Annotated in this window: 16 protein-coding genes and 1 pseudogene; 5 read left to right on the top strand and 12 right to left on the bottom strand. The window is 41.4% G+C overall.

Annotated features, from left to right (window positions below):
• Positions 1–12: 12 nt before the first annotated feature.
• The 9 genes from fmt to glmS all read right to left on the bottom strand — a co-directional run bounded on the left by fmt (position 13) and on the right by glmS (position 8,569).
• Positions 13–945, bottom strand: coding sequence for a methionyl-tRNA formyltransferase (gene fmt / locus KQH97_RS01150; protein WP_117897511.1), 933 nt, complete (start codon positions 943–945; stop codon positions 13–15).
• Positions 945–1,406 carry a peptide deformylase gene (gene def / locus KQH97_RS01145; protein WP_022287846.1) on the bottom strand — a complete coding sequence of 154 codons (462 nt, stop codon included), beginning with the start codon at positions 1,404–1,406 and terminating at the stop codon, positions 945–947. Before def ends, fmt begins: the two co-directional genes overlap by 1 nt.
• 18 nt (positions 1,407–1,424) lie before the next feature.
• On the bottom strand, positions 1,425–3,890 hold the full coding sequence (gene priA, locus KQH97_RS01140) for a primosomal protein N' (RefSeq protein WP_367614645.1): 2,466 nt from the start codon (positions 3,888–3,890) through the stop codon (positions 1,425–1,427).
• A gap of 30 nt (positions 3,891–3,920) precedes the next feature.
• Positions 3,921–4,130, bottom strand: a complete 210-nt coding sequence (gene rpoZ / locus KQH97_RS01135) for a DNA-directed RNA polymerase subunit omega (protein WP_022287844.1) — start codon at positions 4,128–4,130, stop codon at positions 3,921–3,923.
• The gene (gene gmk, locus KQH97_RS01130) at positions 4,120–4,764 is read right to left on the bottom strand and encodes a guanylate kinase (RefSeq protein WP_022287843.1); all 645 of its coding nucleotides are present in this window, start codon (positions 4,762–4,764) and stop codon (positions 4,120–4,122) included. Before gmk ends, rpoZ begins: the two co-directional genes overlap by 11 nt.
• Positions 4,757–5,014: an extracellular matrix/biofilm regulator RemA gene (gene remA / locus KQH97_RS01125; RefSeq protein ID WP_022287842.1), complete on the bottom strand. Its 258-nt coding sequence runs from the start codon at positions 5,012–5,014 to the stop codon at positions 4,757–4,759. The genes gmk and remA overlap by 8 nt, the downstream gene beginning before the upstream one ends.
• A gap of 14 nt (positions 5,015–5,028) precedes the next feature.
• On the bottom strand, positions 5,029–5,907 hold the full coding sequence (locus KQH97_RS01120) for a YicC/YloC family endoribonuclease (RefSeq protein ID WP_022287841.1): 879 nt from the start codon (positions 5,905–5,907) through the stop codon (positions 5,029–5,031).
• Positions 5,908–6,047: 140 nt separating this feature from the next.
• Complete coding sequence (locus KQH97_RS01115) at positions 6,048–6,695, bottom strand: HAD family hydrolase (protein WP_216552232.1); 648 nt, start codon at positions 6,693–6,695, stop codon at positions 6,048–6,050.
• Positions 6,696–6,748: 53 nt separating this feature from the next.
• A complete protein-coding gene (gene glmS / locus KQH97_RS01110; protein ID WP_216552230.1) occupies positions 6,749–8,569 on the bottom strand; it encodes a glutamine--fructose-6-phosphate transaminase (isomerizing) in 1,821 nt (606 codons plus the stop codon).
• Between the two features lie 236 nt (positions 8,570–8,805).
• Between glmS and KQH97_RS01105 the strand changes: the two genes are divergently transcribed.
• The 4 genes from KQH97_RS01105 (at position 8,806) to KQH97_RS01090 (ending at position 13,072) form a co-directional block, all read left to right on the top strand.
• Entirely contained in the window at positions 8,806–9,405 is a 600-nt protein-coding gene (locus KQH97_RS01105; protein WP_022287838.1) for a hypothetical protein, read from the top strand.
• Entirely contained in the window at positions 9,402–9,848 is a 447-nt protein-coding gene (locus tag KQH97_RS01100) for a YaiI/YqxD family protein (RefSeq protein WP_216552227.1), read from the top strand. Before KQH97_RS01105 ends, KQH97_RS01100 begins: the two co-directional genes overlap by 4 nt.
• A gap of 80 nt (positions 9,849–9,928) precedes the next feature.
• Entirely contained in the window at positions 9,929–12,199 is a 2,271-nt protein-coding gene (locus KQH97_RS01095) for a glycoside hydrolase family 3 C-terminal domain-containing protein (RefSeq protein ID WP_216552225.1), read from the top strand.
• 6 nt (positions 12,200–12,205) lie between these two features.
• Positions 12,206–13,072: a helix-hairpin-helix domain-containing protein gene (locus tag KQH97_RS01090; protein ID WP_216552223.1), complete on the top strand. Its 867-nt coding sequence runs from the start codon at positions 12,206–12,208 to the stop codon at positions 13,070–13,072.
• A gap of 302 nt (positions 13,073–13,374) precedes the next feature.
• On the opposite strand, the gene KQH97_RS01085 is transcribed toward KQH97_RS01090, so the two are convergent.
• The 3 genes from KQH97_RS01085 to KQH97_RS01075 all read right to left on the bottom strand — a co-directional run bounded on the left by KQH97_RS01085 (position 13,375) and on the right by KQH97_RS01075 (position 19,439).
• Entirely contained in the window at positions 13,375–13,800 is a 426-nt protein-coding gene (locus tag KQH97_RS01085; RefSeq protein ID WP_253286330.1) for a transposase, read from the bottom strand.
• Positions 13,801–14,243: 443 nt separating this feature from the next.
• Entirely contained in the window at positions 14,244–18,950 is a 4,707-nt protein-coding gene (locus KQH97_RS01080; protein ID WP_216552221.1) for a hypothetical protein, read from the bottom strand.
• Between the two features lie 183 nt (positions 18,951–19,133).
• The gene (locus KQH97_RS01075) at positions 19,134–19,439 is read right to left on the bottom strand and encodes a single-stranded DNA-binding protein (protein WP_117858986.1); all 306 of its coding nucleotides are present in this window, start codon (positions 19,437–19,439) and stop codon (positions 19,134–19,136) included.
• On the opposite strand from KQH97_RS01075, the pseudogene KQH97_RS01070 reads away from it, so the two are divergent.
• Positions 19,401–20,054: pseudogene (locus KQH97_RS01070) on the top strand (DUF4368 domain-containing protein); the annotation flags it as partial. The gene KQH97_RS01075 and the pseudogene KQH97_RS01070 overlap by 39 nt on opposite strands.
• Between the last annotated feature and the right edge of the window lie 49 nt (positions 20,055–20,103).

Here is a 20,103-nt window from a genome sequence, read left to right as displayed (position 1 = left end):
AGTTCCTCCGAATTATCCCAACACAGTGCCGTTCTCGATATGTCTGCCTCTGAGAAAATCAGCGGTATCCATTCTCTTTGAGCCTTCAGCCTGCACCTGAGTAAATCTTATGACTCCGTCTGAGCAGGCAACAGAGAAATTGCTGTTATCCACCACAGTGCCCACAGGCTTTCCGCAAGGCTTTGTGGAAGCTATCTCAGACCTATATACTTTCAGCCTTTTGCCCTCAAGCACTGTAGTAGCGCATGGCCAATCAGACAGACCGCATATCTGCTTGTGTATCTTTCTCACTGGCTTTGTGAAATCTATAGGGCAAAGCTCCTTTGAGAGCATTGGTGCATAAGTCGCAAGGCTCTCGTCCTGCTTAACAGGAGTTATCTCGCCCTTATCGAGCTTTTCAAGGGTATCAACAAGCACCTCTGCACCCATTTCAGCAAGTCTGTCAAAAAGCTCTGCGGCTGTTTCGTTCTCGCCAATAGGAGTAGCCTTTTCCACAAGGATATCTCCCGTATCCATGCCCTCTCCCATAAGCATCGTTGTAATTCCAGTTTCAGCTTCGTCATTAAGCACAGCCCACTGTATCGGACCTGCTCCACGATATTTAGGAAGCAGTGAGCCATGGACGTTCACACAGCCAAGCCTTGGTATATCAAGCACCGACTTAGGGAGCATTTTGCCATAAGCCGCCACCACGATACAATCAGGGGCAAGGTCATTGATAATTTTAACATACTCCTCGCCGTCTTTTTTAAGGCTTTGCGGCTGATAAACAGTTGTGTCATGCTCCTGCGCAAGCACCTTTACAGGGGGCGGAGTTAGCTTATAGCCTCTGCCCTTTGGCTTATCAGGCTGAGTGAAAACAGCCTGCACCTCATATCCGCTGTCATAAAGCTTTTTCAGCGTTGGTACGGCAAAATCAGGCGTACCCATGAAGATTATTTTCATTAGTCCTCAACCTCTACAAATTCTTCAACTATCTCAGTAAACAGATGACCCTCAAGGTGTGCAAGCTCGTGGCAAACGCACTGTGCAAACAGTTCTGATACTTCCATTTCGTACCACTTGCCGTGTCTGTCCTGCGCCTTGAACTTAACTCTCATAGGTCTTGTAACATAGCCCCACTCGTTCGGGCATGAAAGACAGCCCTCCAGAACTCTCTGCTTTTCCTCGCTCTGCCATGTTATCTCAGGGTTGATAAGCTCGTAAACCTTATCATCGATTATTATAACGACCACTCTTCTCAGCTTTGCCACCTGTGGACCTGCAAGACCAACTCCGTTTGCGTTTTTCAGGGTTTCTGTCATATCGTCAAGAAGCTGACCAAGCTTGTCGTCAAATTCTGTAACAGGCTTGCAGACCTTGTGAAGAATCTCATCGCTCTTATTAAGTATTTTTCTGAGTGCCATTTATTTAACTATCCTTTCTTAAAGCCCAATATCGCCGTTTATGTCGGCATAGATACGAACTGTCTGATAATCTTTATTTTTATAGAACTCGCCCAGAACGTGCTTTATCATATCACGAAAATCCGCAGTATTGCGTGTTTTCAGGATAAGTCTGTATCTGTAGCGATTATTTATCATTTCAAATGTGCATGGTGCAGGACCTAACGCTCTGAGGGGAAAATTCACCTTGTGCTGTGAGATATACTCTTTTATAAGCTGAGTTACCCAGCGTGAAGCGCCTATTACCTTGCTTTCAAGGGGTGCTGAAAAGCCTATGACGCATATATCGCAAAAAGGCGGATATGTCAGCGACTTTCTCAGTGCTATCTCCTCTTTATAAAACTCATCATAATTTTGCTCTGCCGCAAGGTTCAGCACATAATGGTCAGGCACAAAGGTCTGAATGTATGCGACCCCTGGTTTATCTCCTCTGCCGCTTCTTCCTGCCACCTGAGTGAGCAGTGAGAATGTTCTCTCATAGCTGCGAAAATCCCCTGTGAACAGTGCCTTGTCAAGGGATATGACACCCACCATTGTGACGTTCGGGAAATTCAGTCCCTTTGCTATCATTTGAGTGCCGAGCATTATATCATACTCGCCTTTCTCAAACGCCTTGAAATTCTCCTCATAGGAATATCTTGAAGAAGTGGTGTCAGCGTCCATTCGCAGAAGCCTTGCCTGCGGAAAAAGCCTTTCAAGCTCGTCCTCCACACGCTGAGTTCCCACACCGCTTGATTTGAGCCGCTGTGAGCCGCACTGTGGACAGTGCTCTATATTATCCATGGTATATCCGCAGTAGTGGCACATATACCGATCATTTTTCTTGTGATAGGTCAGGGGTATATTGCAGTTTGGACAAGCCACAGGCTGACGGCAGTCCATGCAAGTGATATACGTTGTATAGCCACGCCTGTTTAAAAGCAGGATAGCCTGCTCTTTTTTCGCAAGCACTTCTGTGAGTTTATCACACATAACACGGCTAAGCAAGCTGTCATTACCCTCTGCCGCTTCCTCCTGCATATCGACTATCTCGACTGCCGGCAGGGGCGACTTTGAATATCTGTTTTTAAGTTCAAACAAGTGATATCTGCCCTTTTGAGCGTAATAAAAGCTTTCCAAAGACGGAGTTGCAGAAGCCATCAAAAGCACGCAGTTATTATATCCGCACCGCTGTATGGCAACATCTCGTGCATGGTATCTAGGCGTTGAGTCCGACTTATATGACGGCTCGCCCTCCTCGTCCATGATGATTATTCCCACGTTGGTGACAGGAGCAAATATTGCACTTCTTGTGCCTATAACTATTCTTGCTTCCCCACGCATTACACGTTTGAACTCGTCAGTACGCTGTCCCAATGACAATGACGAGTGCATAACGGCTATCTTATCACCGAAAAGTGACTTGAATTTGCCGAGCATTTGCGGTGTAAGGGATATTTCAGGCACGAGCATGACCGCTGTTTTACCCATATCCATAACGCTTTTTATAAGCTTTATGAACACAGACGTCTTGCCGCTTCCCGTAACACCGTAAAGCAACGCACCTGCGGGCTTTTCAGCTTTTATAAGCCCCATTATGCCCTCATATGCCGCTGATTGTTCATCATTTAATATGATATCGTCAGGGTCCTGCCTTTCGCCAAGCTCGCCTATGGCGTCACGCATGACCTCGTATTTATACTGCACGATAACTTTCTTGTCAGCAAGCCTTTTTAATATGCTTGAAGTGCAGTTGGTCATATAGCAGACCTCTTTCACAGAGGCACAGCCGCCCTCCTCAAGAAGCTTCACCACAAGGGTCTGCTTCGGGGTAAGAGTGGTCTGTATCTCCCCTGACACATACTCGTCAGAAAGCCTTACCATGCTGACATTCTCATCACCGACTTTTCTTTTCAAAGCGTCGCTGATCTCAACATAGCCCTTATCCACAAGAGAATCCACAGTTTTCTTCTTTCGTGCGTCATTATGCACGTCAAGAAAGCTGTCTATCTCCCTCTGACTTTTTGCACATCGGAGAAAGTCAACCACATTTTTTTCATCTTCATTTAAAGTATCCTCGTCAATGTAGGTATTGACAAGGCTGTAATGCTGTGAAAAAGTGTATGAAAATCCTGTAGGCACAACAGATTTATAAGCGTCATAATAGGTGCAGAAAGTGTTTTCTTTCAGCCACATTATTATCCTCATCATTTCCTCGGTGACAAGGCTTTCCCCGTCCACCACTGAAATAACAGGCTTCAGCTTATCGTTATACTCGGCTTCCGTATACGTTCTCGCAACAAATCCTACGGCTTTACGGTTTCCTCTGCCAAAAGGCACAAGCACACGCACTCCGCTTTTCACTTTCTGAGCCAGCTCCTCTGGCACACTATAGCTATACAGTGCGTCAAAGCTGTATGATGCACGGCTTATTGCAACCTTTGCCACGATAAAAACTCCACGCACAGCCGTACACCTCCCCATAAAAAGCCTCGATTATTTTCTGAGGCTTGGATCCTCGATTATCTTGTATTCGCCATTATAAAGCTCGTCAACTGCTGTCTTTACTGGCTTTTCATCAAGCACCAGCTTGTTGTCAAAAGCGTCGCTTGTGATCTCTCTTGCTCTCTTTGCAACTGCAATAACTAGAGAATAATAGCTTTCATTGTTCTTCAAAATCTGGCTTACGGCCGGTCTAAGCATCATAATTAAGCACCTCGTCAATTAATTTCTTTGTATCATCATTTTCTGATCTGAATTTATCCGCCTTGCCGTCCTCGGCTTTCACGGAGTTCATAACTGCAACAAAATCTTCCACAGCGTCCTCTAGTCCGTCGTTCATTATCACATAATCATAACCGCCGGCTTTGCCGATCTCACCGGCAGCCTGACTTACACGGTCAGCAATAACATCGTCAGACTCAGTTCCACGCTTTCTAAGCCGTCTGTCTATCTCCTTAACAGACGGTGGAAGTATAAACATCAGCACAGCTTCAGGAAAGGCTTTCTTCACCTGAAAAGCACCGTTAGTTTCAATTTCAAGTATAACATCTCTGCCCTGCTCAAGATTAGCAAGAACAGGCTTCTTTGGCGTTCCGTAATAATGGCCAACATATCCTGCGTGTTCAAGAAATTCACCGCTGTCTATCATTTTCTTAAAGCTGTCATCGCTTATAAAATGATAGTGAACGCCGTCCTTTTCGCCCTCTCTGGGCTTTCTTGTAGTGCAGGATATAGAATAGAACACATCTCTGTTTTTAAAGACCTCTGCAAGTATAGTTCCCTTGCCACAGCCTGAGGGAGCTGATATAACAAACAGCTTTGCATTGTTCTTATACATTGTCATCGTCCTCCTCGTCAACAGCGGCACGTCCGCCTACAGTTTCAGGTGCAACTGCCGACAGCACCACATGGTCGCTGTCCATAATAAGCACCGCTCTTGTTCTTCTGCCGTAGGTGGCGTCTATAAGAGTACCCTTATCCTTAGCTTCCTGAATGATACGCTTTATAGGCGCAGACTCAGGGGAAACTATGGCAATGACCCTTGCGGAGGACACCATATTTCCAAAACCGATATTAATAAGCTGCATATCTCACACCGCCGTTATTCGATATTCTGTATCTGCTCTCTGATCTTTTCGATCTCAGCCTTAAGATCCACCACCATTTTTGTGATAGTGAGATCGTTAGCCTTTGAGCCGATAGTATTCACCTCACGGTTAAGCTCCTGCACAAGGAAGTCAAGCTTTCTTCCAACAGGCTCGTCCGACTTGATAAGCCCTCTGAACTGTGAGATATGGCTTCTGAGCCTTACTGTTTCCTCGTCTATTGCCACCTTATCGGCGAAAATAGCCACTTCTGTAAGTATCCTCTGCTCGTCTATGTCCTTATCGCCGAGAGTTTCCTTTATCTTTGCATAAAGTCTTTCTCTGTAGCTTTCAGTAACGCTAGGTGACTGATCTTCTATCTTGCCCACAGTTTCCTCGATATAATCAAGTCTGCCGCTGATATCGTCATACATCTTGACGCCCTCAGTTTCACGCATCTGAACAAATCTGTCCAACGCCACCTGAGCCACGTCCTTGACCTCGTTCCAGATCACTTCCTCATCATCTGTTTTCTTCACAACTGTGAACACATCAGGAAGCTTCATGATATGTGACAGTGTGATATCGTCATCAAGGTCAAGCTCGTCAGCCGCACCTCTCAGTGCGTCAAGATAGCCCTTTGCAACAGCCTTGTTAAGCTCTATCTCAGCGTCAGTACCCTCCTGATTATAGATAGAAACAGACGCCTCTACCTTACCACGGGAAATACCGCTTTTAAGAAAGCCTTTCAGCTTTTCATCAAGATAGCCGTAGGCTCTCGGAGTTCTCGAAGTAAATTCATAATATCTGTGGTTTACAGAGCGTATCTCAACGATTATCTCTCTGCCGTTTGCCACGATATGCTCTCTGCCGAAACCGGTCATGCTTTTTATCATAGCATACCCGTCCTTTCATATAATAATATTTATGTTATCCGCTTGGTACTTAACATAGTACATCAAATTATATTATAACATCAAGCTCCATAAATAGCAATAGTTTTTCACATTTATTTAAAATTATATTTACTTAAAATTTATATATTCTGAAATATGTCCAACAGTGACGAGCCGATATAGATATGAGGGTATTTTTCAAAATCCTCTTTAGTGGTAGAGCCAGTTGTTACTCCTGCAAAATCCACCCCTGAATTGAGTGCGGTTTCAGCGTCGATGTAGCTGTCGCCTATATAAAGCACGTCCGATTTATCCGCACCGAAACGCTTTATTATCAGGTCAAGTCCCTGCGGGTCAGGCTTTGCCCTTGTAACGTCCTCACCGCCAACTATGATATCCACAGGCAAAGAGCCTGCCTGCTCATTGAAAGTATTGACTATCCTATAGCGATATTTCGTGGAAACTATGCCGACTTTCACACCTGCGTTCTGCAAGGTCTGCAAAATTGCGATAGTATCGTCATAGAAATATGTTTTCTTCACCATTACCTCGTCTGCCTTTTTTACATACGCCTTGCGCATATCCTCACGCTGAGGATTGTCAGGCATATCTGTCAGCAGGTCGAAAGCGTCAACAAGGGTCATGCCTATGGTGTTGTAGATAGTCCTGTCGTCCTTTGGCGGATAACCAAACTCTTTCAAAACGTGCTTAAAGCACTCCAGAATACCCTCGGAAGAGTCTGCAAGAGTAAGGTCAAAATCGAAAACAAAGTATCTGTATTTGCTCATAATAAACTCCTTTTCAAACAGCAAGGGCAACCCTTTGCGGATTGCCCTGTATTTTATTCAACTGTAACTGATTTTGCAAGATTTCTCGGCTTATCAACATCATTGCCTCTGAGAACTGAGGTATAGTAAGCGATAAGCTGCAAAGGAACCACTGTCAGCATAGGCATGAGCAGATCGTCTATTGTCGGCAGACCGATCTTATAATCTGCCACCTCGTCGTCAACGTTGATATATCCGTGAGTAACAAGGACAACGTATGCTCCTCTTGCCTTGACCTCCTTGACGTTGCTTATGGTCTTGTCAAGAAGCTCTCTTTGTGTTGCAACTGCGATAACAGGCATATTGTTTGTTACCAGTGAGATAGTGCCATGCTTAAGCTCGCCTGCGGCATATGACTCAGAGTGGATATATGATATCTCCTTAAGCTTCAGTGAGCCTTCCATAGAAAGCGCATAGTCAAGACCTCTGCCGATATAAAGAAGATTTTCCTTGTTTACAAGCTGTGAAGCAACATACTGACAATTATCAGGTGTTTTAAGAACAACTTCAAGCATATTAGGAACGTTCTGAAGCTCTGCTGTAAGTCTCATGCACTCCTCTTTTGAGATAGCTCCGTGAGCGTATGCTATAGCAAAGCTCAGCAGATAGAATACAGAAAGCTGAACGATATATGCCTTTGTGGAAGCTACAGATATCTCAGGGCCTGCATGGGTGTAAAGCACCATATCAGACTCTCTTGCGATAGACGAGCCTTTTACGTTTACGATAGAAAGTGTTTCAGCACCCCTCTCCTTAGCCATTCTAAGGGCTGCGAGAGTATCGGCTGTTTCTCCTGACTGTGAAACAAGAATAACAAGATCTCCCTTTGCAATGATAGGATCTCTGTATCTGAACTCGGAAGCCATATCCACTGTAACAGGTACCCTGCCAATCTTTTCAAGCACATACTTGCCCACAAGACCTGCGTGCATAGCAGTACCGCAGGCAACAACGAAGATATTGTTATAGCCCTTGAGTCTGTCATATGTAAGACCACACTCTTCAAGGTTTGGCATACCGTCAACTATTCTTGGTGTGATAGTTGTTTTTATGGCTGTTGGCTGTTCGTGAATCTCTTTGAGCATAAAGTGAGCATATCCGCCCTTCTCAGCGGCTTCCATATCAAAGTCAGCAACGAGCATCTCTTTCTCAACTGGCATTCCGTGAACGTCAAAGAACTCCACATTGCCATCGTCAAGGACAGCTATCTCGTTCTCGTCAAGAAGATAGTAATTCTTCGTATATTTCAGTATTGCAGGCACATCAGAAGCTATAAAAGCTTCGTCTTCGCCAACTGCAACGATAAGAGGAGAATCCTTTCTTACTGCATATATTCTTCTTGGAAAATCCTTGAATATGATACCGAGAGCATATGAACCCTCTATCTCAGCAAGAACCTTCTGTATTGTCGCCATAGGGTCGCCATCATAATAATAATCAAGAAGCTTTGCAACTGTTTCTGTATCTGTCTGAGATTCAAAGACATATCCCTTTTTCAGCAGAAAATCCTTGATAGTTCTGTAGTTTTCAATGATACCGTTATGAACGATAGAAATATTCGCATTTCCGTGAGGGTGTGAATTTATATCAGACGGCTCGCCGTGTGTAGCCCAGCGTGTGTGACCTATACCGCAAGTACCGTTGAGCCAGCCCTCTCTTTTAAGCTTTTCTTCAAGGTCAGCAAGTCTGCCCTTTGTCTTTTTTGTCTTGATAGCATCGTTCTCAAAAACAGCTATTCCTGCTGAGTCATAACCTCTGTATTCAAGCTTTGACAGTGAGTCAAGCAGCACCTTTGTACAATCCTTTTTTCCCACATAGCCTACTATTCCGCACATATATAAGCAGCTCCTTTCATTCTCATTTGTTAAAAATCATTAAATTTCTTATATTTTTCCAAACCATATCCACATAAATATAATATATCATAGCATATATTGCATGAAAAAGCAATAGCAAATGCAAAAATTAGCGAAAAGTACTGTTAATCTTACAAAAAATATGTTATAATTAGTTCGGTAAAACTAAAACGCTAAAGCTTATCATAATATAATATTTTTACAGGAGGTCCATTATGTCAAAGGTAACAGAACTTAAAGACAAATTCGTTGAGATCTACACGGAAAACATAAAGCGCCCGGGTTCGGAAAAGCTGCTCAATTATCTGCTTTCAGAAAACAGCGACTTCTTTGTTGCACCTGCTTCTACAAGATACCACGGAGCATACGAGGGTGGCTTGTGCGAACACAGCATACACGTTTATGAGTGTCTGAAAAGCTATCTGGAGCGTGAGCGTGTAAAGGAAGATTACAACATGGAATACTCTGACGAGAGCATTGCTATCGTTTCACTGCTTCATGACATCTGCAAGGTAAATCTTTACAGAGTAAGCTACCGCAACGCCAAGAACGAACAGGGCGTGTGGGAGAAAGTCCCATACTATGAATTCCACGAAACACTGCCATATGGTCACGGTGAAAAGTCGGTCTACATAGTAAGCAGCTATATGCGGCTGACTCGTGAGGAAGCCATGGCTATACGCTGGCACATGGGCTTTTCAGGAGAAGAAAACAAGAACAGTATCGGTCTTGCCCTTGAAATGTATCCTCTCGCACTGGCGACCCATATTGCAGATATGGAATCTACATTTTATATAGAAGGCGGCAAGGCGTGAGGATACTTATAGACGCTGACGGCTGTCCTGTTACGAATATCGCAGTTTCTATAAGCAAAAGCCATGGGCTTGAATGTATCATAGTTTGCGACAGCTCGCATATTTTCAGCTCTGACTATGCACAGGTGATAACTGTCGACAAGGGTGCAGACAATGCAGACATGAAGCTTGTGAACATCGCTCTAAAGGGCGATATTGCCGTGACGCAGGATTATGGGCTTGCGGCAATGTGTCTCGCAAGAAACGTCCTTGCTCTGGACCAGAACGGCAGGATATATGACAGTTCCAACATTGACGCACTGCTTCTATCAAGACATACTGCAAAGAAGATACGCAGAAGCGGTGGCAGGCTCAAAGGTCCGCCAAAGCGCACCAAACAGCAGGACGAGGATTTCAGGGTGGCTCTTACCAAACTAATCGAAGATAATATTAACTTTATGTAAAATATGCACAAAATATATAGAATTTCATAGAAAATTGTGTTACAATCAAACTATAGTTTTATAGAAAAGAGGTTTTCACAATGAACATAGACAAGATTTTAAAGGAACTCACACTTGAAGAAAAAGCTTCATTGTGCTCAGGCTCTGACTTCTGGCACACTGAGGAAATAAAAAGGCTGGATATACCAAGCATAATGGTGTCTGACGGCCCTCACGGACTTAGAAAAATGCGTGATGATACAGACAATCCTAACGAAGCTATCAAGGCAGTATGCTTCCCATGTGCCTGCGCACTTGCCTGCTCTTTTGACAGAAAGCTGCTTACAACTCTCGGCAAGGCTCTTGGCGAGGAGTGTCAGGCTGAGGACGTTTCCGTTATACTTGGTCCTGGCTGTAACATAAAACGTTCACCACTTTGCGGCAGAAACTTTGAATACTTCTCAGAAGACCCTTATCTTGCTTCACAGCTTGCCACAGCACACATAAAGGGCGTTCAGAGCAAGGGCGTGGGAACTTCCCTTAAACACTTTGCCATGAACAATCAGGAAACAAGACGTATGAGCTATTCTGCCAACGTTGATGAGAGAACGTTCCATGAGATATATTTAAGTGCCTTTGAAACACCAGTCAAGGAAGCAAAGCCTTGGACAGTGATGTGTTCATACAACCGCATAAACGGCGAATATTCCTCGCAGAACAAGCTTCTGCTCACTGATATACTCAGAAACGAATGGGGCTATGATGGACTTGTAGTTAGCGATTGGGGCGCAGTTGATGACAGACCTCTTGGCGTTGCCGCAGGTCTTGACCTTGAGATGCCTACCAGCAACGGCAAGAATGACGAGCTTATCATAGAAGCCGTAAACAACGGCTCGCTTTCAATGAAAGACCTTGACAAGGCTGTGAGAAACGTGCTTACGCTTATTCAGAAAGCCGAGGACGGCTATGCCCCTGCAACAAAGTGGGATAAAGAAAAACAGCATGAACTTGCAGGCAAGATAGAGTCCGAATGTGCGGTACTGCTCAAAAATGATGATAAGAAACTGCCGCTTGACAAGTCTGCAAAGATAGCTTTCATTGGCGAATTTGCCGACAAGCCACGTTATCAGGGCGGCGGAAGCTCTCACATAAATTCATTTAAGGTAACTTCTGCTCTTGAAGCAGTCAAGGGCATGGATAATATCACATACGCACAGGGTTTCGTCACCGACCGTGACGAAACTGTTGACGAGCTTCTCGATGAAGCTGTGGAGCTTGCCAAGAACAGCGATGTTGCCGTTATCTTCGCAGGTCTGCCCGAAAGCTTTGAGTCTGAGGGCTTTGACAGAAAGCATATGAGAATACCTGATTGTCAGCTCAAGCTTATTGATGAAGTTGCTAAGGTAAACGAGAACGTTATTATCGTTCTCCACAACGGCTCGGCTGTTGAAATGCCGTTTGCAGATAAGGTGAAGGGCATACTTGAAATGTATCTTGGCGGACAGAACATCGGCACTGCTGAAAAGGCTCTGCTTTTTGGCGAAGCTAACCCTAGCGGAAAGCTTGCGGAAACTTTCCCTGAAAAGCTTTCACATAATCCGTCTTATCTTAATTTCCCGGGAAATATGGACGATGTTGACTATGCCGAGGGAATATTCGTGGGCTACAGATATTATGATGAAAAGGGCATAAAGCCACTGTTCCCATTTGGTCACGGACTTTCATACACAACCTTTGAATACAGCAATCTTACTGTTTCAGAAAACGAGATAAAAGACGACAAGACCCTGACGGTCATGGTGGACGTAACAAACACAGGCGACAGAGACGGTATGGAGATCGTTCAGCTTTACGTTTCCGACAAGGAAAGCTCAGTGCGCCGACCTGTCCGTGAGCTTAAGGGCTTTGAAAAGCTTTTTCTTAAAGCTGGCGAGACCAAAAAGGCTGTGTTCCACCTTGATAAGCGTTCATTTGCATACTACGAGCCTGATATACACGATTGGTTCGTTGAATACGGTGAGTTTATTATCGAGGCAGGCTCTTCTTCAAGAGATATCAGGCTTTCGACTTCTGTTTATGTATCTTCCGATACAAAACTCCCAGTGCATTTCACCTTGAACACCACCTGTGGCGAGATAAATTCTATCCCAGAGGGCAGAGCTATGTTCGAGGACATTTTAAGCAAAATAGACTGCGGTTTTGGCGACACGGCTTCCGACGATCTTGGCGCTTCTGCAAAGGAAATGATGGAAGCAATGATAAGAGATATGCCACTGAGGACCCTTGTTACATTTGCAAATGTTCCGGACATCACAAGAGCGAAGATGTCAGAAATGGTGGAAAATCTCAACGAAATGCTTGCAGAAAAATAACCAATTATGGACAGCAAGTTAGACAGCAACAAAGACGAAAAATCGAATGTGACAGAAAATGATGCTTCAAAAGTAGAAACAAGCAGGCTAAAACTTTTCGTAGGCGTGATCGCAGTTGCGATCGCCATTACTACAGCGATCGCTTCTGCACTTGTTAACAGACCACAGCGTGATGATGTGGTAATACTCACACCGCCTGCTGACAGCTCTCAGGCTGACAAGGTGGACAATTCAGACTGTGAAAAGGTCGTTAGCAAGACTACAAAGGCACACACCACCAGAAAAGCAACGACATCAAAAGCCGTCACAAGCAGTATTGCTGAAACCAAAGAGAAATACAGCTTTCCTGCTGACATAAACAAGGCTGACAAGGAAATGCTTATGGCGGTGAGCGGCATAGGCGAGGTAACAGCCGACAGGATAATAGCATATCGTGACAGAGTTGGTGTTATCAGCAACATGGATATGCTTCTTGAAGTAAACGGCATCGGAGACTCTACACTTGCACTTCTCAAAGGCTATTTTTATGTTGACAGCGCAGACTACCATGATATGCCGCAGGAAACGAAAGTCACAGAAACTCAGCCTGTTCAAACAGAAATCCCTGCTGATACTGTAACAGAGCCTCCGGCCTCAGAGGAGCAAACTGTTACAACGACTGAAACTACTGAGAAAGTCAGGCAGAAAGTGAACATAAACAAGGCTGACGCTCAGGAGATATCAGACAAGCTGCTAATTGATATGGACAAGGCGAATGCTGTCATAGAACTTCGTGAGCTTATATCCTATTACGAAAGCCCTAACGAGCTTCTTTTGTGCAAGGGCTTTACAGAAAAACTTGTTTCCGAGCTTTGGGATTATATTGAAATATAACTGTATTTTATATATCTGCTATACGCTATATAAAAAAGAAGGCGCACGAAAAAGGATTGCGCTCATATAGAAGTTTTATCACAACTACTATAAGCAAGACTTTTACAGCAGGCTATAACAAATAAGGCGCTGTAAAAAAACGCGCAACAAAGCCCGTGGATTTCCTCGATATGGAAGCCCACGGGCTTTAATATATCACACAGCAAAAAAAACTATCTAATCTTGAAAAAAGGGTACAGCAAACACACCGGCAGAAATACAGCGCTTTTTGCCGATCATTAAAATGTTGAAAAATATCTTTTTCAGGCTGCTTTTCTGATTGCGATCTTCTTCAAGTGAAATTTATGCAGATTAAAACCACAGCAAATCATCGCAATTTCTAAATTCATGGCATTTAAGCCGCGTCTTCTGGCTCTTGTGTATGACCGGTTCCACTTGATGATACCGTTTGCTCCTTCAGATTGAATGCTTCTGTTCATTCTGAGAAGCGCTCCATGAATACAATTAAGATTGTTTAAAACCTCTTTGTGAAATGCTGTCAATTCTTCATTTATGCGAACTATGCGATTTCCCTTGCATTTGCAGCATTTTTCTTTATGAGAGCAGTTTGCACATTCCTCACACTGATAGAATTCTTCTGTCCTACCATATTTGTTTCCCTTTATGGGTCTGCTGTAAACGTAATGGAATTTTCTTGTTGTTAGGACACACCAGATCACCATTTTCATCTATGCGGAAATTCACTGCTCTGTATGGATCATTATGGTATTTAATATTCTTGCTTTCTTTTTCATACATGGTAAATTTCATGTATTTTCCCATTCCGTGTTCTTCGCAGTACAAATAGTTGTTGAAGCTTCCGTAGTCGTCAGGTATTTATTTAGGTCAATATGATCAATAACTTCACAAAATGTATATACCGAATCTGTTGTTTCAATAATTTTTTCAATTTCTATAGGAAATTTTAATTGATATGGTGTATTATATTCTCGTTGGTATTTTTTCATCAAATTTATTATACCACAAAAAAGACTGCTTTCCTACCCTTTTAAGGGTGGTTGCAGTCTTTTTTTTATTGCGCGTTTTTTTACAGCGCCTTTTATAATACAAAAGGAGCATTGCTTGTGATATGCAATGCTCCTTAAACTATAGGGCTAATATAATAATGTAGTTAAATAAGTTCCTCTTTTAGTAAAAACCCCATTGTTGAACCTTTTGCGATTAGAAAATCGAGAATCTTTATGACTTTTCTTTTAATCGGAATACTGGTTTGTATTATATCAATGTGACTGTTTGTATAAGAAAAAATGTATTCTTCAATGTAATACAATGTGTTCTCGGGTAGAGTTTTATCATATAAATGCGGATTGTTTGTTATGATATCACTAATCCAATCTATTCCGGTTTCTATGAATGTTGCTTTACCAACTGTATTGAGGACTTGAGAAATAGCAAAAAGAGTAGTAGGATTGTAACCTAATCGATTTGCTACAGCAATATAGAAGCTGTTATTCTGCGGTTTAAGAGAATGCCATTGAGATGTATTCTCTTTCCAAAATGGACTATAGAGTAAAAAAGTTGCCAAAACATCTTCATAGCCATAACCTATATGAACAACAGTGTTGATGTTTTTATAATCGTCAACATTTTTTTCATATTCTTGAAAGAAATAGTCTTGCATAAGAGTCCATAAGTCCCAAAACGCACCATATCTCGGATTAATATCTTCTGCATTTATAATATCAAATAATAACCGGTCAAACTCTCGATTAAACCCTACTAACGGCATAAGTGTTTGAATAATTGTGCTTCTGTCATAGCTGTTAATATTTAACAGAAATTCCGCAAGCCATTTTTTATACTCGTTTTCCAGCTCGAATATTCTGTGTAATCTGTCATCATGTTTATCATGGAATAGTTTCTCCCAAAACTGTTCACCGATAGTTATTACAAATCTTGTTATATCTGTATCATGAGAATCTAATATTGTGCTCAGGTATATTCTCGTATTATAATCAAGCACCGATAAATCAATTGATTTAAGTGAATATTCGTCTACAGATAATAGAGCTGATATATCTTCCTTATTAGAATCAACAAATTCAACCACATCGTTCCCATTGAATGAAGCTATAAGCTTTGAAAAAACAATAATCAGCTTGAAAGCTAAATCTCTGTCTTTCTTCCACAGACCAGACAATGGATAGATCATATTGTTTCCAATCTGTTTGCGATAATCAAGCATAAAAGCAAGAAGTATGATAATCGGATTCGTCCATTCGACATCATTGTCGCTCCGATCAACCATATTCGATATTTCCGACATGATAACCGCTTTAATATCGTGATTAAATAAAGCGTTTGAACTATTCTGTAAGAGACCAAAACCACGTTCTAAGATGGCATTCTTACAATAGTCGTACTGATCGGTATCAAGTGTTCCGCTAAAATCTCGTAAAAGGACAGCTATGGTAAATGTAATCATATCAATACTCTTCAGCGGCAAATCTTCTTTATCAGACTCTATCAGTGTTTTAGCAGCCTCGTATGCTGATATGGGGCTGTCTTCGTATTTGCTGTAAGTCTTGTATTTTTCATCATGTTTATATCGAGATGAAGCCCAGAGCAATAATTCAGTATCACCTAACTTTGCAGCATATTCCTCGCTACTGTTTTTGGCATACTCAACAACTTTTTGAGGCATATCTGCTTTCATTGGTATTTTGATTTGACTATCTTCAACGATCGGTTCTCCTTCAGGAATATATTTCCTAAAATCAATCCGATGGAAACACGCCTGATGAATTGGGTGCCATTTTTCAATATCAGTTGATGCAGTGTCAATAGCAGAATATAATCTGTCAAGTCGTTGTTTGAATTCATCTTCCGATAAATCACCTGAATATACTTGGTACTGTAGAATAATATCTTCGAAGGTTTTTTTCCGGAATTCTTTTTTATTGGTCTTAAGTCTCTCATCATCGAACATCTTGTTTCTTGGAATTAATCCTCTGAAATAGTTTACAGAATATTCTTTCGATAAACGTGCTCTATCAAGTAAAAACAGTTCTTTGGATTTTAATAGTACACAACAAATATCGAATAATTTGTCAGGAAAAGCGATCACTGCGCTCATTACTACCGCTGTTATTGAGACATTATTGCTTTTCCTTAGCAAATATAAGCACAATGCTGTTGCTTCTTCTTTTGTTAGTTTCTCAACATACGACAAAACATAGTCTTCAAGAGCCATTAATACTGAATCAAGTAAATGTGGTGTAACTCCTGTTCCACGATATGCTTTCCACAATCTATCACTGCATATTTGTGGGATAATCTCTTTGTCGTTCAATATAATCTGAATATCATAGCATTCGTTATAGCGTTTATTCAAATCTGAATCTTTATAGTATGTTACAGCATTGTTTGTAAGGTTAATAATAAAATTGATAGTGTTCATCGTATCTACTTGCAATAATGCACGAATAGGGGTCTGATATGCACTGGATGGAGAATACATTGACTGCAAATGATCATTGAAACCAAAATGCAATTCCATAGCTATAAATGAAAAATGGTCATTCTTGTCTTTATACAGCCAATATGCCCATGCTAATTGAAGCAGTTTTTCAGGAATAGCAGCATATACTTTTCCACATTCATAAATATTTGAAAGCGATTGTGTTATGAAAACATAATCTTTATCACGATGGCTGAATAATTTGTTGCTGATAATGTTATCAACTAAAGCCGCTAATTCATCTTTTAATTCTATAGCTGCAAGCAGGATGATGGTATTGATTGATTTGTGAGTAGAATCGTCATATAGACCATACCTTCGTTCACTCTCTTGCCATATTTTATCTTTTAGGGATAAAGCAATATGACCTACTATGTGAGTTGTTTCTCCTGTGGGGTTGCTTCGCACCCATGATCCCATTGCTTCCACTACAATGTTTATATTTTGACTATTCCATGGAATTAAATCTATGTGTTTGCTAATATAACTGAATATCGTATTCCAAGCTTTTCCTGTTGGTTCAGTGAAACGATATATGCTTATTCTTTGTGACTTAATCAGTTTAATATAGTTATTATTTCTAACGACGCATTTGCACGCAGTGTTTAATAAGAATACTGACCTCGTAAATAATTCATAGGTATTTGCACTGAATAAGGACTCCATAATGCTAAAGGCTTCGGCATCTTCCGAGTTCATAAGTGCAATTATTGTTTCATCTTTCCATAACTGCTGGTATTCAGGATTAACTAAAGAATTTGTAAGTGTAGATAAAAGGTTGCTGTCAGCATCCTTAAGTTTAGTTTCAAGCCATATTCGATACATTTTCCTTGAACGTAGGGAGTTGGCAAAAATATCCGTTATCTTCTGAAGGTCATAACTCTCATTATATTTTTCCTCGAAAATATGATTTACAACTATTTCCTCATATACATCATGACTAAATACCCACAGTCCGGGGGTATCATCATACGGAATGATAATACCCTGTTCTTCCAGTAGCGAAAGAACTTCTCCATCATCAGAAGCTTGCGCCTTATAACAATATGCTTCGTTATTCAATAAGGACGAAGCCATGTTCTCAATAAATGCTTCTCTCCTAATGGGGAGATTACGCTGTCTTTGCCGATCATTCCGTATGAATTGTTTCCATATCTGCTCTGAAAATACTTTTGTATCCGACGGTACTGTTGTTCCGGCTGATAATAATTCTAAATACAGCTTCAGGTAGAAAAGATTACAAAGGATACCACAAACCTTTTTATTTGAAGGAAGTTCAAAATCATAATTGCCCGATAATGCCGTTAGTTTTTCACTATCAATGTTTTCTATACATAATTCATCAATTATAATTCCATCAAGGATTGCATTTATGAAACCATTTTTATACTGTTTTCTAATGGTAATGATTATCTTCCAACCAGATTCGATTAATCTATGGATAGCATTCCTAAATATATCAAAATCGAAGAAGTTACTATACTTTTCTGCCGATTCAATTAAACAATACTTGTTGCTATCTGATTCATATAATGAAATCAAACCGTCCAAACCACAATTACCAAACTGATTGAACAATGATGTTTCTTCCTTAACATCAAAATCGGATGCAGAAAAGGCTAAGAGACTTGTATCTTGCTTTTCAACCACTTGCTCGTAAAAGTCTTTTACATATCCTGATTTGCCAGTACCTGCATTACCATAAACAACAAGAGCGCTGTTGTTTGACTTAGTAAAATCATGTATCGCCGTTTGTGAATAATCGATTTTTAGAATTCTATCTTTATAAGGTATTTCGGATTTGATGTTACTTATGATGGAAACCGTTCGTTTTTGTACTTTTTCAGCAAATAATCGAAGCGTTGAATCGGGATCAAAATAGAATTCTCTTAACGTACATAATTCAGGATTATAAAGCATTGCTTCAATATGGCTAGGAACTCGCCATTCAATATTAATACCTAAGCTTTTTCCGTGATTTTCAATTTCATCTTGATAATCTGGCTTTACTTTTCCTTTAGTTTTGCTCGTAGAGAATTCCTTGTTTGTATAAATAATAAACTTGGTAATCCCTGCATACTTATCTTTAGCACCATCTATTGCTTCTATAAGCTCCATCTTTTTTGAAGATAGTTTTGTTGCGGCGTCATAATACTTAGCCTGAAAACCAATAACATCACCATCATCAGTTTTTATAGGCTGAGTTTCAATATAGGGCTGATTAAAATAGCGAAAGATACCGAATTTCTGCTTAAACTCAAAACAGAAAAGTGTATATGCAAGGCTTTCAAATGCTTCTCTTTGCTTACCGGAGAATTTATAATCAAATACATTCCAATCAACAGTGATACTTGCCATAATACAATCCCTCCATCCCGAAAATGAGTTGCTTATTTCCTTTTTTATAGCATATTTCCTGTTTACAGTCAATTTATAAATCAAAAAAGACAGGCTCACGATAGTAAGCCTGTCGGATTACATTATGGGTACTGTGTTCAATTATCTGTGACTTTCATAAACATTACCAAGTCAGCCATATCCTCAGAAAATCTGACCGGAATTAGTATCCACTTTAACAGCGAACTTGTTCTGGAAGTGCAGTTCCTCCATAATAATAACTGCGGTATTATCAGGAGCCTTCCTAAGCGAGCCAACAGATGTAATAGTCCCACCTTTTGAATAGAGGAAATTCTCTGACTTTGCGTTGTCATCAAATGCAAGACAGGTAAACAAGTCTGTCTCGATGGAATCAACGCCAATGTGCTTTGGTTGATCAACTGCGATGCTGAATTTACAGTAGCTGTAATCCTGTGCCAAGCAACAAGTCTGACCGCCGATCAGGAGCATTTGAAGTGTTCCACGTATTCTTCAGACAAGGACGCTTGTTCCGCACACTTCATCAGAACTGTTGTACTGAACGAGATCGTGATGAGCGAACTTAACAAACTGCTTGTCAGGGTCAAGAAGCATGAGGACGAGTTTGTACAGGCGGCTATGGATAATTCCGTTCAGAAGCAGTCCTCGGAGCTTACAAAAGCAAAGGAAGCCCTGAAACAGGCTGAAAAGTGTATCATTGAGCTTGACAGGCTGTTTACAAGGCTTTATGAGGACAATGTATCAGGGAAAATTTCCGATGAGCGATTTGCTGTCATGTCCGAAGGATATGAGGACGAACAGAATAAACTAAAGGCAAGCGTTACAGAGCTTACTGCCTATATCGAAACCGCCGAACAGAAGTCCGCTGATGTGACCGCATTCATCAGCGTGGTGCAGAAGTATGAGCGTATCACGGAGCTTACTCCTGAGATCATGCATGAGCTTATCGAAAAAATCGTTGTTCATGCTCCTGATAAGAGCAGCGGTCACCGCACACAGCAGATCGACATTTATTATCGCTTCGATGTCGCAGTATCGACTGCGGTCGCTGACAGTATGAAGTACGACAAAAAGAGAAAGTCTTAAATACTTCTTTATCGGCGTTCCTCTAACGTGCGAGTTCTTTTTTTGCTTA

This window comes from Ruminococcus sp. MSJ-25 (assembly GCF_018917825.1).
GTDB classification, from domain to species: domain Bacteria; phylum Bacillota; class Clostridia; order Oscillospirales; family Ruminococcaceae; genus Hominimerdicola; species Hominimerdicola aceti.
Note: the sequence above shows the minus strand (reverse complement) of the source record. Positions and strands in the feature narration are given on the sequence as shown.